The 16,100-nt window shown below is 57.8% G+C and carries 19 protein-coding genes; 13 read left to right on the forward strand and 6 right to left on the reverse strand.

What is annotated here, in order from left to right:
* Positions 1-48: 48 nt before the first annotated feature.
* The 3 genes from pyrC to mdtH form a co-directional block, all read right to left on the reverse strand.
* Positions 49-1,095 carry a dihydroorotase gene (pyrC, locus tag AC2FAJ_RS00165; protein WP_028012695.1) on the reverse strand — a complete coding sequence of 349 codons (1,047 nt, stop codon included), beginning with the start codon at positions 1,093-1,095 and terminating at the stop codon, positions 49-51.
* Between the two features lie 126 nt (positions 1,096-1,221).
* Entirely contained in the window at positions 1,222-1,782 is a 561-nt protein-coding gene (locus tag AC2FAJ_RS00170; protein ID WP_028012696.1) for a lipoprotein, read from the reverse strand.
* A gap of 123 nt (positions 1,783-1,905) precedes the next feature.
* Positions 1,906-3,114: a multidrug efflux MFS transporter MdtH gene (gene mdtH, locus AC2FAJ_RS00175; protein ID WP_047364272.1), complete on the reverse strand. Its 1,209-nt coding sequence runs from the start codon at positions 3,112-3,114 to the stop codon at positions 1,906-1,908.
* Between the two features lie 236 nt (positions 3,115-3,350).
* On the opposite strand from mdtH, the gene rimJ reads away from it, so the two are divergent.
* From rimJ to murJ, 4 genes are all read left to right on the forward strand, one after another.
* Positions 3,351-3,935, forward strand: a complete 585-nt coding sequence (gene rimJ, locus AC2FAJ_RS00180; RefSeq protein WP_013097146.1) for a ribosomal protein S5-alanine N-acetyltransferase — start codon at positions 3,351-3,353, stop codon at positions 3,933-3,935.
* Positions 3,936-3,944: 9 nt separating this feature from the next.
* Positions 3,945-4,592 (forward strand): YceH family protein, encoded by a 648-nt coding sequence (locus tag AC2FAJ_RS00185; protein WP_047364273.1) that lies wholly within the window; start codon positions 3,945-3,947, stop codon positions 4,590-4,592.
* Between the two features lie 2 nt (positions 4,593-4,594).
* A complete protein-coding gene (locus tag AC2FAJ_RS00190) occupies positions 4,595-5,518 on the forward strand; it encodes a Gfo/Idh/MocA family protein (protein WP_252007285.1) in 924 nt (307 codons plus the stop codon).
* A 129-nt stretch (positions 5,519-5,647) separates the two neighbouring features.
* Positions 5,648-7,183 (forward strand): murein biosynthesis integral membrane protein MurJ, encoded by a 1,536-nt coding sequence (murJ, locus tag AC2FAJ_RS00195; protein WP_028012700.1) that lies wholly within the window; start codon positions 5,648-5,650, stop codon positions 7,181-7,183.
* 59 nt (positions 7,184-7,242) lie between these two features.
* Here murJ and flgN read toward each other — a convergent pair whose 3' ends face one another.
* The 3 genes from flgN to flgA form a co-directional block, all read right to left on the reverse strand.
* On the reverse strand, positions 7,243-7,668 hold the full coding sequence (flgN, locus tag AC2FAJ_RS00200; RefSeq protein WP_028012701.1) for a flagella biosynthesis chaperone FlgN: 426 nt from the start codon (positions 7,666-7,668) through the stop codon (positions 7,243-7,245).
* A gap of 4 nt (positions 7,669-7,672) precedes the next feature.
* The gene (flgM, locus tag AC2FAJ_RS00205; protein ID WP_014883360.1) at positions 7,673-7,966 is read right to left on the reverse strand and encodes a flagellar biosynthesis anti-sigma factor FlgM; all 294 of its coding nucleotides are present in this window, start codon (positions 7,964-7,966) and stop codon (positions 7,673-7,675) included.
* Positions 7,967-8,059: 93 nt separating this feature from the next.
* Positions 8,060-8,719 carry a flagellar basal body P-ring formation chaperone FlgA gene (flgA, locus tag AC2FAJ_RS00210; RefSeq protein WP_028012702.1) on the reverse strand — a complete coding sequence of 220 codons (660 nt, stop codon included), beginning with the start codon at positions 8,717-8,719 and terminating at the stop codon, positions 8,060-8,062.
* A gap of 157 nt (positions 8,720-8,876) precedes the next feature.
* On the opposite strand from flgA, the gene flgB reads away from it, so the two are divergent.
* From flgB to flgJ, 9 genes are read left to right on the forward strand one after another with little or no spacing between them, the layout of a single operon-like run.
* Positions 8,877-9,293 (forward strand): flagellar basal body rod protein FlgB, encoded by a 417-nt coding sequence (gene flgB / locus AC2FAJ_RS00215; protein ID WP_447088029.1) that lies wholly within the window; start codon positions 8,877-8,879, stop codon positions 9,291-9,293.
* A 3-nt stretch (positions 9,294-9,296) separates the two neighbouring features.
* A complete protein-coding gene (flgC, locus tag AC2FAJ_RS00220; protein ID WP_013097138.1) occupies positions 9,297-9,701 on the forward strand; it encodes a flagellar basal body rod protein FlgC in 405 nt (134 codons plus the stop codon).
* A gap of 11 nt (positions 9,702-9,712) precedes the next feature.
* A complete protein-coding gene (flgD, locus tag AC2FAJ_RS00225; RefSeq protein WP_041910524.1) occupies positions 9,713-10,423 on the forward strand; it encodes a flagellar hook assembly protein FlgD in 711 nt (236 codons plus the stop codon).
* A gap of 26 nt (positions 10,424-10,449) precedes the next feature.
* A complete protein-coding gene (gene flgE, locus AC2FAJ_RS00230) occupies positions 10,450-11,658 on the forward strand; it encodes a flagellar hook protein FlgE (protein ID WP_485453686.1) in 1,209 nt (402 codons plus the stop codon).
* 20 nt (positions 11,659-11,678) lie between these two features.
* Positions 11,679-12,434, forward strand: a complete 756-nt coding sequence (locus AC2FAJ_RS00235) for a flagellar basal body rod protein FlgF (protein ID WP_028012705.1) — start codon at positions 11,679-11,681, stop codon at positions 12,432-12,434.
* An 11-nt stretch (positions 12,435-12,445) separates the two neighbouring features.
* Positions 12,446-13,228, forward strand: coding sequence for a flagellar basal-body rod protein FlgG (gene flgG / locus AC2FAJ_RS00240; RefSeq protein ID WP_000625853.1), 783 nt, complete (start codon positions 12,446-12,448; stop codon positions 13,226-13,228).
* Positions 13,229-13,285: 57 nt separating this feature from the next.
* Positions 13,286-13,984 (forward strand): flagellar basal body L-ring protein FlgH, encoded by a 699-nt coding sequence (flgH, locus tag AC2FAJ_RS00245; RefSeq protein WP_023311139.1) that lies wholly within the window; start codon positions 13,286-13,288, stop codon positions 13,982-13,984.
* Between the two features lie 12 nt (positions 13,985-13,996).
* Complete coding sequence (locus AC2FAJ_RS00250; RefSeq protein ID WP_485453687.1) at positions 13,997-15,088, forward strand: flagellar basal body P-ring protein FlgI; 1,092 nt, start codon at positions 13,997-13,999, stop codon at positions 15,086-15,088.
* Positions 15,088-16,041, forward strand: a complete 954-nt coding sequence (flgJ, locus tag AC2FAJ_RS00255) for a flagellar assembly peptidoglycan hydrolase FlgJ (RefSeq protein ID WP_041910522.1) — start codon at positions 15,088-15,090, stop codon at positions 16,039-16,041. The genes AC2FAJ_RS00250 and flgJ overlap by 1 nt, the downstream gene beginning before the upstream one ends.
* Positions 16,042-16,100: the final 59 nt, after the last annotated feature.

Below are 16,100 nucleotides of genomic sequence, written 5' to 3' on the forward strand. Positions count from 1 at the left end.
TATTTATACAGGCATATTATCGGTTTTACAACAAGGGGCGTTGATTTTTTAGCGTTTTACCGTCCAGCTTACGGTTTCACCTGCCAGGAAGGGGATCAGCGTGTCATCCGTCAGCGCGATAGACTCCTCAACCTGGCTCGCTTTGCGCTCCAGCTCAATGAAGGTGTCATTGACCGGCAGGCCGTAGAAGCGCGGGCCGTTGAGGGAGCAGAACGCTTCGAAATGTTCCAGCGCGTTCATCTCTTCAAATACGGTTGCGTAGCTGGCAAGCGCCGTTGGGGCGTTGAAACAGCCCGCGCAGCCGCAGCTTGCCTCTTTGCGATGGCGGGCGTGAGGCGCGGAGTCTGTGCCCAGGAACGCACGCGTGAATCCGCTGGCGACCAGTTCGCGCAGCGCCTGCTGGTGAACGTTGCGCTTGAGGATCGGCAGGCAGTACAGGTGAGGGCGCACCCCGCCCACCAGCATATGGTTACGGTTAAACATCAGATGCTGGGGGGTAATGGTCGCAGCGATCAGCTCGTTACCGTCGCGAACATACTCTGCCGCGTCTTTGGTGGTGATATGCTCAAAGACCACCTTAAGCGCCGGCAGGCGCTGGCGCAGGGGCTCCATCACGGTTTCGATAAAACGGGCTTCACGGTCGAAGATGTCAATCTCCGCATGCGTTACTTCACCGTGTACCAGCAGCGGCATGCCCAGTTTCTGCATGCGCTCCAGCACCGGCATGATGGCATCAATACTGGTGACGCCGTGGCTGGAGTTGGTGGTGGCGTTCGCCGGGTAGAGTTTCGCCGCCGTAAATACGCCTTCGTTAAACCCGCGTTCCACTTCGTTCGGATCCAGTGAATCGGTCAGGTAGCAGGTCATCAACGGGGTGAAATCATGTCCCGCCGGAACGGCATCCAGAATGCGCTGACGGTAGGCAATGGCGGCATCGACGGTGGTGACTGGCGGAACCAGGTTTGGCATGACAATCGCGCGGCCATAAATTTCACTGGTATAGGGCACGACGGTTTTCAGCATATCGCCATCGCGCAGATGGATATGCCAGTCGTCTGGGCGGCGGATTTTAAGAACCTGGGGTTGTGCAGTCATGGAAGCTCCGGCTTGTCAGGAATCAGTCATAAGGATGGCTGTTTTTGCCGGACACAAATCATAAGCGGAAACGTTTTCGTTTGCACACTTTTCCGTAAAAAAAAGGGCGCCGCAGCGCCCTTCAGGTTAATCGGTGAAAGGAATAACGATCTCTCCCGGTTTCACCTCTATCCCTTTTGCGTATTTCTTCGCGAGGGCTTCACCCTTGCTGTTGTCTTCGCTTAAGACGTACGCCGGCTGCTGGTTAAAGTAGTTTCGCAGCGACTGGTTCAGATAGGGCATCAGGGTTTGCAGTACCGGCGCCATTTTGTCCGGCGAAACCTGCGCATCGACCACTTCCATCTCCTGCAGGAATATCGCCCCTTTCTCTTTGTTGAAAACGGGGAGCGCCTTCAGCTTGAGCTTGATGTTGGCTTTCTGATTGCCAAAAAGGGACGTCATATCAAGCGCGGCATCGCCTGCGAGAGTGACTTTATTCGGCTCTTCGCGACCAATCTGGCTGGTGAGATTGGTGAGCACGATGTGGGCATCGGCCAGCCCCGGCACGCCAATGTCTTTAGAGAAATTGTTATGTTTTTCCAGCGCCTGATTAATTTCCTGCTCACTGACGGTATATTGCGTAAGCTGGTTACAGCCGACCAGCAGACCGCTGACAACGAATGCCGCGGCTAAGACAATTTTCTTCATAGTGCTCCTCAACGAAAAATCGGCGCTTCTGTCCTGTTACGCCAGTATGTCAGCGTGAATGGGCAGAAACCAGCAGAAAAAACTGAGAAGTGGGGCGGGAGAGGCTCCCGCCCGAGGGAAAGGCTACGCGCCAGGCTCGAGCATGCCGCTCGCGCTGCGCTTCTGGCTGAACTGCCACCACAGGGCGAGAAGCGTCATGATGCCTACCACGCCGAGCATCATCCAGGGGAGTTCCGGCTGGTTCAGCGCTTTGCCGGCATCGAACAGCCAGCCGCCGCCGGCGTAACCCAGCGCACCGCCAAAGGCCAGACCCAGGCGGCTGAAGCCCATATAGCTGCCGCGCGCACGCGCATCCGCAAGCGAGGCGCTCAGCGTTTCGCGGGCGGGCTCGGCGATGATGGAGCCGATATAGAAGGTGCAGATCAGCGTAAAAAGCTGCTGAAGCGTGTTTACCAGACCGATCGGCATCATGCTCAGCGTCATCAGAAACAGCCCTGCCATCAGGCGATGCTCCAGGCGAAAACGCCGTTCACTCCAGCGGGCAATCGGGTAAAGCAGCGTTAATGACAGGCAGGCTTCGATGGCGTACATCCATTTTACGGCAGCAGGCGTGCCCGCAATATCGTTCACCATGATTGGCAGCATCAGCATCACCTGTACGGCGAGCATGTAATAGCCGGTCAGGGTCAACACGTAGGTGACAAAACGCCTGTCGCGCAGGACGCGTCCTAGCCCCTCGCGCACCGGGGCTTTTACCGTCGACAGCTTCCAGGCCGGAAGGTAGAGGCCGTTAAACAGGGCGCACAGAATAAACAGCACCGCCCCGGCCGCGCAAACCAGACGGAAATCGTACTGCAGCAGCCAACTGCCCAGCAGGGCGCCAACAACCGCCCCGGCGCTGTCCTGCATCATCAGAATGGAGAAGAAACGTCCGCGGTGCTGAGGACGAATCAGCTTTACCACCAGCGCGGTGCGCGGCGGGTCAAACAGGGTGCCCCCGATACCGGAGAGAAAGCAGGAGAACCACAGCAGCCACGGCTCCTGGGCGACCGCCATCGTGGCAAAGCCTGCCGCGCGGAGCAGCATCCCGGTAACGATCATCGGTTTAGCGCCAAAGCGGTCAGCGATCGCGCCGCCAAAGACGCCCAGCCCCTGCTGGACAAACTGACGTAGCCCCAGGGCAATCCCAACCATCAATGCCGCCCAGCCCATTTGATCGACAAAGCGGATAGAGATGAGGGGGAACACGACAAAAAAGCCGAGCACGACCAGCATGTTATCGACGAGCAGGAAATATTTACCCAGGCTCCTGGCCTGTGATACGCGGGACATTTTCCCTCCAGGGAAAATAAGAAGGTGAGCACGCTAACATTCTGCGGTGTCGCCGCGTTTTTTCCCACCCCCGGGCGCGACAATATTTTTTTATCAAAACGGTGCTTTGATAGAGAGTTCTCATCGAAAAATGTGAAAAGAGGTCAAAATGGTATGTCACTGTTTTCACAGACGGCACGGGCGCAGGTATAGTAAAGCTAATGGGTAAGCTGAAGTGACGGGAAGGAGTGGTATTGATGTTTGGCTATCGCAGTAATGTGCCAAAAGTGCGTCTGACAACGGACAGGCTGGTCGTTCGTCTTGTGCATGAGCGTGATGCCTGGCGTCTGGCGGATTATTACGCCGAGAATCGCCAGTTTTTAAAACCCTGGGAACCCGTTCGGGATGAGAGCCATTGTTACCCCTCCGGCTGGCAGGCACGCCTCAGCATGATCGCTGAATTTCATAAGCAGGGCAGCGCGTTTTATTTCGCGCTGCTGGATCCAGAAGAGAAAGAGATTATCGGGATCGCCAATTTTTCAAACGTAGTGCGGGGATCGTTTCACGCCTGCTACCTTGGCTATTCCATCGGCCAGAAATGGCAGGGGCAGGGACTGATGTACGAGGCGTTAACGGTAGCCATCCGCTATATGCAACGCACGCAGCATATCCATCGCATTATGGCGAACTACATGCCGCATAATCAGCGCAGCGGGAATTTGCTGGCGCGTTTAGGGTTTGAGAAAGAGGGTTATGCCAAAGACTATCTGCTGATAGACGGAGAGTGGCGCGACCACGTTCTGACGGCATTAACCACCCGTGACTGGACCGCAGGTCGTTAAGGAGAAAAGATGAAGTATCAGCTAAACGGTACAGAAGCGCGCGTGATTGGGTGCTTACTCGAAAAACAGGTCACCACGCCGGAGCAGTATCCGCTCTCTGTTAACGCCGTGACCATGGCCTGCAACCAGAAGACCAACCGCGAGCCGGTGATGAATCTCAGCGATCATGAGGTTCAGGACGTGCTGGATGCGCTGGTGAAGCGCCACTATCTGCGCACCGTCAGCGGCTTCGGCAACCGCGTGACCAAATACGAGCAGCGCTTCTGTAACTCCGAATTTGGCGATCTGAAACTGAGCAGCGCGGAAGTGGCGGTTATTACCACGCTGCTGCTGCGCGGGGCGCAAACGCCGGGGGAACTGCGAACGCGCGCTTCCCGAATGCATGAGTTCAGCGACATGCAGGAAGTCGAGCAGACCCTGGAAGGGCTGGCCGCGCGTGAGGATGGCCCTTACGTGGTGCGCCTGGCGCGCGAGCCGGGTAAACGTGAGAGCCGCTACATGCATCTCTTCAGCGGCGACGTTGACGCCGCAAGCGCGGCGACGGAATCGAGCCCTGCAACCCGTGACGACCTTGCCGCGCGCGTAGAGGCGCTGGAAGACGAGGTGGCCGGGCTGAAACAGCGTCTGGATGCACTGCTGGCACATTTGGGAGACTAACGGTGAAAAAATTACGCATTGGCGTGGTGGGGCTGGGCGGTATTGCGCAGAAAGCCTGGCTGCCCGTATTGGGCGCTGCGTCTGACTGGACGCTACAAGGGGCATGGTCACCGACCCGAGAAAAGGCAGAACGTATCTGTGAAACCTGGCGTATCCCGTATGCGGCATCGCTCCAGGATCTGGCCCGCGAGTGCGATGCGGTCTTTGTGCATACCTCAACGGCAACCCACTATCAGGTGGTGAGCGAGTTGCTCAATGCGGGTGTTCACGTCTGCGTGGATAAACCGCTGGCGGAAAATGTTCAGGACGCCGAACGGCTGATTGAGCTGGCGGCACGTAAAAAACTGACGCTGATGGTCGGTTTCAACCGCCGCTTCGCGCCGCTTTACCAGCAGCTGAAGGCGCAGTCCGGCAATATCGCCTCGCTGCGCATGGATAAGCACCGCACCGACAGCGTGGGTCCAAACGATCTACGCTTTACCCTTCTCGATGACTACCTCCACGTAGTGGACACCGCGCTGTGGCTGACTAACGGCGAAGCGCTGCTGAAAAGCGGCACTCTTGTCACCAACGAACAGGGGCAGATGGTCTATGCGGAACACCATTTTGCCGTTGAGCATCTTCAGGTCACCACCAGCATGCACCGCCGCGCGGGCAGCCAGCGGGAATCCGTGCAGGCGGTAACCGACGGCGCGCTGTACGACGTTACCGACATGCGTGAATGGCGGGAAGAGAAGGGCAGCGGCGTGGTGATGCAGCCGGTCCCCGGCTGGCAAAGCACTCTGGAGCAACGAGGTTTCGCAGGATGTGCCCGCCACTTTATCACCTGCGTGCAAAATCAGACGGTTCCTGAAACGTCCGGCGAGCAGGCCATTCTGGCTCAGCGCATTGTGGAACGGCTCTGGCGCGAGGCCATGAGTGAATAACTCGCTGTAACATCTGCGGATAGTAATTCGTTGAAATCGGGTTAGACTAAGCGCCGCTTGTTGGCTTTGCCGGGTGGCGCTTGTGCGTTCCCGGTCTATAAATCCGTATGGTTCTGGAAATTCACGTTAATGAACTTATTAAAATCGCTGGCGGCCGTCAGCTCGATGACCATGTTCTCTCGCGTTCTCGGTTTTGCGCGCGATGCCATTGTGGCAAGGGTCTTTGGTGCAGGGATGGCAACGGACGCCTTTTTCGTGGCGTTCAAGCTGCCGAACCTGCTGCGTCGCATTTTTGCTGAAGGGGCGTTCTCCCAGGCGTTTGTGCCCATTCTGGCGGAATATAAAAGCAAGCAGGGTGAAGACGCGACGCGCGTGTTTGTCTCTTATGTCTCCGGGTTGCTGACGCTGGCGCTGGCCGTGGTGACGGTAGTCGGTATGCTGGCCGCGCCCTGGGTCATTATGGTGACCGCGCCCGGCTTTGCCGACACGGCGGATAAATTTGCCCTCACCTCGCAGCTTCTGCGCATTACCTTCCCCTATATTCTGCTGATCTCGCTGGCCTCGCTGGTGGGGGCGATCCTGAACACCTGGAACCGTTTCTCCGTTCCGGCGTTTGCGCCGACGTTTCTCAACGTCAGCATGATCGGTTTTGCGCTGTTCGCCGCGCCGCACTTCAACCCGCCGGTGCTGGCCCTGGCCTGGGCGGTCACCGTGGGCGGCGTGCTGCAGCTGGCTTACCAACTGCCGCATCTGAAGAAAATCGGCATGCTGGTGCTGCCGCGCATCAACCTGAAAGATGCCGGGGCGATGCGCGTTATCAAGCAGATGGGGCCCGCCATTCTTGGCGTCTCCGTCAGCCAGATCTCGCTTATCATCAACACCATCTTTGCCTCTTTCCTGGTGTCGGGTTCCGTCTCGTGGATGTACTACGCTGACCGCCTGATGGAGTTCCCGTCCGGCGTGCTGGGCGTGGCGCTGGGGACCATCCTGCTGCCGTCGCTGTCGAAAAGCTTTGCCAGCGGCAACCATGACGAATACTGCCGCCTGATGGACTGGGGCCTGCGTCTCTGCTTCCTGCTGGCCCTGCCAAGCGCGGTGGCGCTGGGTATTCTGGCCAAACCGCTGACGGTGTCGCTGTTCCAGTACGGGAAATTCACCGCGTTTGACGCCGCGATGACCCAGCGCGCGCTGGTCGCTTACTCGGTGGGACTGATGGGGCTGATCGTGGTGAAAGTGCTGGCGCCGGGCTTTTACTCGCGTCAGGACATCAAAACGCCGGTGAAAATTGCCATTGTAACGCTGATTATGACGCAGCTGATGAACCTGGCATTTATCGGCCCGCTGAAGCATGCCGGCCTGTCGCTGTCTATTGGTCTGGCGGCCTGTCTGAATGCCGGTCTGCTTTACTGGCAGCTGCGCAAGCAGGATATCTTTACGCCGCAGCCGGGTTGGGCAAGTTTCCTCGTGCGTTTGGTCGTGGCGGTGCTGGTGATGTCTGCGGCACTCATCGGGATGATGTACGTCATGCCGGAGTGGTCTCTGGGCACGATGCCTTATCGTCTGATGCGGCTGATGGCCGTGGTGGGCGTTGGGGTGGTAGCGTATTTTGCCACGCTCGCCGTGCTGGGCTTCAAAGTGAAAGAGTTTACCCGCCGGACGGCATAAACGCCAAAAGGGGAGTTCACCTCAGGGTGCTCCCCACTGCAAGATTTGTCGCTTACGCGTCAAATCGAAATCTTTTTTACACCCGCAATACGTGCCGTCGCCGTCTGACCATCCGCGCCGTACAGTCCGGTTTCTTTATGCGGCTTCAGCACCTCAAGCGCCTGCTGATTACGCTCTATCTGGCCTTCAAGCAGCCAGCCGTTATGCTGGTTGAGATCGCGCAGATGCTGGGTTTTTTCAGTAATGGTCTGCCAGCGCTCAGCAATATCGTCATTGGCGCTGCGCTTCGAGTCCTGCTCGGCGCGGCGCTGCTGCTCCAGATAATCCAGCGTGGCCAGCAGCGAACTCTTATCTTCAGTAATACGCTGCAGCGCGCTGCCGTTAATGTGACCGGAAGAGAGATGCTGTTGTTCAGCATCCATTACCGTTTTCAGGTCGTTCAGGACAACCGTCATTTGATCCAGTATTTCTGACAGTCGACTCATACGGTTAGTTACTCTGTAAGAAACTCTGTGCTTCCTGAATCAGGGCATCAGCGATTTTGCTGGTGTCCATTTTCAGCTCACCGTTGCGAATAGCCGTTTTCAGCGCTTCAACACGTTCCATATTGATATCGTTGCTGCCTGGCTGCATCAGTTTTGCCTGGGCATCGCTCAGGGTCACGCTGGTGCTGTTAGACGTTGACGGTTTTTCCAGACGCGTTTTCTGAGGGGTAGCGTCGTTCGTTTCGCGAGGCTGTACAGCGCTTACCGGCTTCAGGGCTGATGTACGATCAATGCTCATAGTGTTGTCCTCATCGAGGGTTCGCGGCGTTTGCGCCTGACATCATCATTAGTGGAATATTTATCGGCACGCGCCGCGAAATCTTTAAAAAGATTATAGGTTAATCAGAATATTCCCATCAGAATCGACGGTTCCGCTCACCACCTGGCCTGAGGACATTCTGACGCGGGCGTTTTGCGCTACCGCGGCATTGTTTAACGCTTTCCCTTCACTGTTGATGCTAAAGCCGTCTCCGTTGGCAACGACCATCACCTGCTGTCCCGCTTTGACACGCCACGCCTGGCGCAGCATGGAGAGCTGAATCGGCTGGCCCGGCGCGACATCGCGCAGGCTGACGGCGTCCTGTGCCTGGTTAATGTCCAGCATTGTCCGCGGCGGGAGCTGATCCAGACGCCCGCGCTTTAACGTCACGCTGTTTGCCTGCAGCGCGCTGCCACGCACAATGGGGACGGCGGCGACAACATAATTGCCCGTCGCCTGAACTGCAACCTGTAAATAGCGTTTTTCGTTGGCGCAGCGTGCCAGGACGTTCACATTGCCCCACAGCTTCGTGGTCCCCGTCACGCTGAATGACGGTTGCTCGCAGGTCGGATACAGATTCGGCGGCGTGCGGATGGTCACGTTAACGTCATCGCTAAAGCCTGCCAGCTTCTGGGCAAAAAAATTCGTCAGCGCATCCTGTAAATCCCCGGCATTCACCAGAGGGCTAAACAGCAAGAAGGTTGCCATCAGGCCACGTTTTAACGTTTGCATCGCAAGTTCCACCGTTTCCAGAGTTGGATGAATTCTACCTGCAGTGGTTTTGCATCAACGGAATAAATAGCGACGCATTTTGTGCTTATTCCGTCGATAGGGGAGACCGGGTGAGATTTAAGCTGTGAACTGAAATTTTGCCATCAGCGGAGGAGACATGCTCGATAAACTCGACGCCGCGTTACGTTTTCAGCAGGAAGCGCTCAATTTACGCGCCCAGCGGCAGGAGATTTTAGCCGCCAACATCGCTAACGCCGATACGCCCGGGTATCAGGCGCGCGATATTGATTTTTCCAGTGAGCTCAAAAAGGTGATGGAGCGTGGACGTGCCGAAGGAACCGGTGTTGCACTCGCCATGACATCCTCTCGCCATATTCCCGCTCAGGCGATGACCGCGCCAGCGACCGATTTACTTTATCGCATCCCTGACCAGCCTTCACTCGACGGTAACACCGTGGATATGGACCGGGAGCGTACGCAGTTTGCCGATAACAGCCTGAAATACCAGACGGGCCTGAGCGTACTCGGCGGACAAATCAAAGGCATGATGAACGTCCTGCAGGGGGGCAACTGATAAATGGCCTTGCTGAATATTTTTGATATCGCCGGCTCGGCGTTAACCGCCCAGTCCAAACGTCTGAACGTGGCCGCCAGTAACCTGGCGAACGCCGACAGCGTGACCGGACCTGACGGACAGCCTTATCGTGCCAAACAGGTTGTGTTTCAGGTCGACGCTGCGCCAGGCGCGGCAACGGGCGGCGTGAAGGTGTCTGACGTGGTTGAGAGCCAGGCGCCGGACAAGCTGGTGTATGAGCCAGGTAACCCGCTCGCGGACGCTAACGGATACGTGAAGATGCCAAACGTGGATGTGGTAGGCGAGATGGTGAACTCCATGTCGGCGTCCCGTAGCTACCAGGCGAACGTCGAAGTGCTTAATACCGTGAAGAGCATGATGCTCAAAACACTCACTCTCGGCCAGTAAAGGAGACATGCATGTCCATCGCCGTAAATGTGAATGATCCGACGAACACGGGTGTTAACAACACCAAAAGTTCGACAAGCTCCAGCTCCCTGACGGGAAGCAATGCCTCCGATTTGCAGAGCAGTTTTCTGACGCTGCTGGTGGCGCAGCTTAAGAACCAGGATCCGACTAACCCAATGCAGAACAACGAACTGACCACGCAGCTTGCGCAGATCAGTACCGTGAGCGGCATTGAGAAACTGAACACCACCCTCGGTTCCGTCTCCGGTCAGATTAACAGCGCTCAGTCCCTGCAGGCGGCAAGCCTGATTGGTCACGGCGTAATGATCCCGGGGACCACGATCCTGGCGGGCACCAGCACCACCGACGGTACATCGACCACCACCACGACGCCGTTCGGCGTTGAATTGCAGCAGGCGGCTGACAAAGTGACGGCGACGATCACCGACTCAACCGGCGCCGTGGTTCGCACCATCGACATCGGCGAGCTGAAAGCGGGCGTTCACACCTTTACCTGGGACGGCAGCCTGACCGACGGCACGAAAGCACCAAATGGCTCCTACAAAGTCGCGATTAGCGCCAGCAACGGGACGACCCAGCTGGTGGCGCAGCCGCTGCAGTTCGCGCTGGTTCAGGGCGTGATTAAAGGGGGCGACGGCAACAAACTGGATTTGGGTACTTCCGGTACCACCACACTCGACGAAGTTCGGCAGATTATCTAAGCCTTAACACTTATCAGGAGTAAGTCATGGCCTTTTCTCAAGCGGTCAGCGGCCTGAATGCTGCGGCCACCAACCTGGACGTCATTGGCAACAACATCGCCAACTCCGCGACCTATGGTTTTAAATCCGGTTCTGCGTCTTTTGCAGACATGTTTGCCGGCTCCAAAGTCGGTCTGGGCGTAAAAGTGGCGGGCATCACGCAGGACTTTACCGACGGCACCACCACCAACACCGGTCGTGGCCTGGACGTTGCCATCAGCCAGAACGGTTTCTTCCGTATGGTCGATGCAAACGGCTCGGTGTTCTACAGCCGTAACGGCCAGTTCAAGCTGGACGAAAACCGTAACCTGGTGAACATGCAGGGGATGCAATTAACGGGGTATCCGGTTGCCGGAACGCCATCAACGGTTCAGACCGGTGCGAATCCACAGGCGATTAATATCCCGACCACGCTGATGGCCGCGAAGTCCACCACCACGGCTTCCCAGCAGATTAACCTCAACTCCACCGATTCTGCACCAACCGCCGCCTTCGATCCGGCCAACCCGGATACCTACAACAAAAAAGGTACGGTAACCGTCTTTGATAGCCAGGGTAATGCGCACAACATGAACCTGTTTTACGTCAAAGATGCGACCCCGGCGAACTCCTGGAAAGTGTATGCCCAGGACGGCAGCGTGGCAGGCAGCGCGGCGGCAGTGGCCACGACCTTGACCTTCGATAATAACGGTACGTTGATCGGGGGTGGAAACATCAACATCACTACCGCGACTATCCCAGGTGCGGACCCGGCGACCTTCGCGATGAGTTTTGCTAACTCCATGCAGCAGAACACCGGTGCGAACAATATCGTGGCGACCAACCAGAACGGCTTCAAGCCGGGCGACCTGGTGAGCTATCAGATTAACGATGACGGCACCGTCGTCGGGAACTACTCCAACGAGCAGACTCAGGTGCTGGGCCAGATCGTGCTGGCAAACTTCGCCAACAACGAAGGCCTGAAGTCCGAAGGGGATAACGTCTGGTCTGCCACGCAGTCTTCCGGTGTTGCCCTGCTGGGCACCGCGGGCTCCGGTAACTTCGGCACGCTGACCAACGGCGCGCTGGAAGCCTCTAACGTGGACCTGAGTAAAGAACTGGTGAACATGATTGTCGCGCAGCGTAACTACCAGTCGAACGCGCAGACCATCAAAACCCAGGATCAGATCCTCAACACGCTGGTTAACCTGCGTTAAGCGGCTAACAGGAAAGCGCAATGGATCACGCAATATATACCGCGATGGGCGCGGCAAGTCAGACGCTCAGCCAGCAGGCCGTTACCGCCAGCAACCTGGCAAACGCCTCTACGCCGGGCTTTCGCGCGCAGCTGAATGCGCTGCGCGCGGTGCCGGTGGAAGGGCTCTCCCTGCCGACCCGTACGCTGGTGGCGGCATCCACCCCGGGCGCAGACATGACGCCAGGGCAGATGGATTACACCTCACGCCCGCTGGACGTTGCTCTGCAGCAGGACGGCTGGCTGGCGGTGCAAACGGCGGACGGTGGTGAAGGCTATACCCGTAACGGGAATATCCAGGTCAGCGCGACCGGCCAGCTGACGATTCAGGGGCATCCGGTGATGGGTGAAGCGGGCCCGCTGACCGTGCCGGAAGGCTCTGAGCTGACCATCGCCGCGGACGGCACCATCTCGGCGCTGAACCCGGGCGATCCGGCCAACACCGTTGCCCCCGTCGGGCGTCTGAAGCTGGTCAAAGCGGAAGGCAAAGAGGTGCAGCGCGGCGACGACGGCATGTTCCGTCTGACCCAGGCAGCTCAGGCTACCCGTGGTGCCACATTACAGGCCGATCCGAGCATCCGCGTGATGTCCGGCGTTCTGGAAGGCAGCAACGTTAAGCCGGTAGCCGCTATGAGCGACATGATCGCCAGCGCCCGTCGTTTTGAAATGCAGATGAAAATTATCAGCAGCGTGGACGAAAACGCGGGCAAGGCTAACCAACTTCTGTCGATGAGTTAACAGGACTCTTTATGATCAGTTCTTTATGGATCGCGAAAACTGGCCTGGACGCGCAGCAAACCAACATGGATGTGATTGCCAACAACCTGGCAAACGTCAGCACCAATGGTTTCAAGCGTCAACGCGCCGTTTTCGAAGATTTGCTTTATCAAACCATCCGCCAGCCGGGCGCGCAGTCTTCTGAACAGACGACGCTGCCGTCAGGCCTGCAGATCGGTACCGGCGTTCGCCCGGTGGCGACCGAGCGTCTGCACAGCCAGGGCAACCTGTCTCAGACCAACAACAGCAAAGACGTGGCGATCAAAGGCCAGGGCTTCTTCCAGGTGCAGCTGCCTGACGGGACCTCTGCCTACACCCGTGACGGTTCCTTCCAGGTCGATCAGAACGGTCAGCTGGTGACGGCGGGCGGTTTCCAGGTTCAGCCTGCGATCACCATTCCGGCGAACGCCCTGAGCATTACCATCGGCCGCGACGGCATCGTGAGCGTGACCCAGCAGGGGCAGGCCGCGCCGGTCCAGGTCGGACAGCTCAACCTGACCACCTTCATGAACGATACCGGTCTGGAAAGCATTGGTGAGAACCTCTACACCGAAACGCAATCCTCCGGTACGCCAAATGAAAGTACGCCAGGCCTGAACGGTGCCGGTCTGCTGTATCAGGGGTATGTCGAAACCTCCAATGTGAACGTGGCGGAAGAGCTGGTGAATATGATCCAGGTCCAGCGCGCGTATGAAATTAACAGTAAAGCAGTCTCGACGACCGATCAGATGCTGCAGAAACTGACGCAACTCTAAGGTGTAGCCCGGTGCGGTAAACCCCGCACCGGCTCCCTGTTTTCGAAGATGAAGGCAATGCAAAAAAACGCGGCGTTTCGTTATCCGATACTGACTGTTCTGGCCGTCACCCTCAGCGGGTGCGCTTTGATCCCGTCTAAACCATTGGTCCAGGGTGCGACGACTGCCCAACCCGTTCCTGGCCCTGCGCCAGTTGTAAACGGCTCCATTTTCCAGACCGCGCAGCCGATTAACTACGGCTATCAGCCGCTGTTTGAAGATCGCCGCCCGCGTAATGTCGGCGATACATTGACCATTGTGCTGCAGGAAAACGTCAGCGCGAGCAAGAGCTCGTCGGCGAACGCCAGCCGCGATGGCAAAACCAATTTTGGCTTTGACACCGTTCCACGCTATCTGCAGGGCCTGTTCGGCAATGCCCGTGCGGATGTTGAGGCCTCCGGCGGCAACACCTTTAACGGTAAAGGTGGCGCGAACGCCAGCAACACCTTCAGCGGTACGCTGACGGTCACGGTTGACCAGGTGCTGGTTAACGGCAATTTACACGTCGTGGGTGAAAAACAGATCGCCATTAACCAGGGCACTGAATTCATTCGCTTCTCGGGCGTGGTGAATCCACGCACCATCAGCGGCACCAACACCGTTCCGTCCACCCAGGTGGCGGATGCGCGCATTGAGTACGTCGGCAACGGCTACATTAATGAAGCGCAGAATATGGGTTGGCTGCAGCGCTTCTTCCTTAATTTATCGCCGATGTAAGCGAGGTGACCCATGTTTAAATCGATCTTCGCCGCGGCGCTGGTTCTTGTCGCAACGTTTGCCCAGGCCGATCGCATTCGCGATCTCACCAGCGTTCAGGGCGTCCGCGGGAACTCGCTGATTGGCTATGGCCTGGTGGTGGGGCTGGACGGTACCGGTGACCAGACCACCCAGACGCCGTTTACCACCCAAAGCTTAAACAATATGCTTTCCCAGCTCGGCATTACCGTGCCGGCAGGAACCAACATGCAGCTAAAAAACGTGGCCGCGGTTATGGTCACTGCCTCCTACCCGGCGTTTGCGCGCCAGGGCCAGACCATTGACGTGGTGGTCTCCTCAATGGGTAACGCCAAAAGCCTGCGCGGCGGTACGCTGCTGATGACCCCGCTTAAAGGCGTCGACAGCCAGGTCTACGCGCTGGCGCAGGGGAACATCCTGGTCGGCGGGGCAGGCGCATCCGCTGGTGGAAGCAGCGTCCAGGTGAACCAGCTGAACGGCGGGCGCATCACCAACGGTGCGATCATCGAGCGTGAACTGCCGACCCAGTTTGGCGCGGGCAACACCATCAACCTGCAGCTGAATAATGAAGACTTCACGATGGCGCAGCAGATTGCCGACACCATCAACCGCAGCTATGGCAATGCCACGGCACTGGATGCGCGTACCGTGCAGATCCGCACCTCCACCGGCAGCAGCAACCAGGTGCGCATGCTGGCGGATATCCAGAATCTGGAAGTGAACGTGCCGGTGCAGGATGCCAAAGTGATCATCAACTCCCGTACGGGCTCCGTGGTGATGAACCGGGAAGTGTCGCTGGATAGCTGTGCCGTGGCGCAGGGTAACCTGTCGGTGACGGTTAACCGTTCCGCAAACGTCAGCCAGCCGGATACACCGTTTGGTGGCGGCCAGACGGTAGTGACGCCGCAAACGCAGATTGATTTACGCCAGAGCGGCGGTTCCCTGCAGAGCGTGCGCTCCAGCGCCAACCTGAACAGCGTGGTGCGTGCCCTGAACGCCCTGGGCGCGACGCCGATGGATCTGATGTCCATTCTGCAATCCATGCAAAGCGCGGGCTGCCTGCGCGTCAAACTGGAAATCATCTGATGCTGACCGATAGCAAACTGTTGACCAGTGCCGCCTGGGACGCCCAGTCGCTCAACGAACTGAAAGCCAAAGCAGGTAAAGACCCGGCGGCGAATATCCGCCCGGTTGCTCGCCAGGTGGAAGGGATGTTTGTACAGATGATGCTGAAAAGCATGCGCGAAACCCTGCCGAAAGACGGGATGTTCAGCAGCGATTCAACGCGTCTATACACCAGCATGTATGACCAGCAGATTGCGCAGCAGATGACCGCCGGTAAAGGCCTCGGTCTGGCTGACATGATTGTCAAACAGACCGCCGCCGCACAGGGTGTTCAGCCAGAAGAGCAGCCGCCGCAGGTGCCGATGAAGTTCGACCTCGAAACGGTGACCAGTTATCAGAACCAGGCGCTGACGCAGATGGTGCGTAAAGCGATACCGAAGGCAACGGGCAGCGGCGACGAGGCGCTCTCCGGTGACAGCAAAGACTTCCTGGCGCAGCTTTCTCTGCCGGCACGGCTTGCCAGTGAACAGAGCGGCGTGCCTCACCACCTGATTCTGGCCCAGGCCGCGCTGGAGTCGGGCTGGGGCCAGCGCCAGATCCGCAAGGAAAACGGCGACCCGAGCTTCAACATCTTCGGCGTGAAGGCCACCTCCAGCTGGAAGGGACCGACCACGGAGATCACGACTACGGAATACGAGAACGGCGCGGCGGTGAAGGTGAAAGCCAAATTCCGCGTCTACAGCTCGTATCTGGAAGCCTTATCCGATTATGTAGGCCTGCTGAGCCGAAATCCGCGTTATACCGCCGTTACGCAGGCGGCAACGGCGGAGCAGGGCGCTCAGGCCCTGCAAAACGCGGGCTACGCGACCGACCCGAACTACGCGCGCAAGCTTACCAGCATGATCCAGCAGCTGAAATCCATGGGCGAGAAGGTCAGCAAAGCCTATAGCACAGATATCGAAAATCTGTTCTGAAAGTTCTCAAGTCCCGGTGGAGGTTGCCGATAACCTTCATCAGGACTCGTGTCTGAACG

This window comes from Enterobacter cloacae complex sp. 385G4 (genome assembly GCF_057320665.1).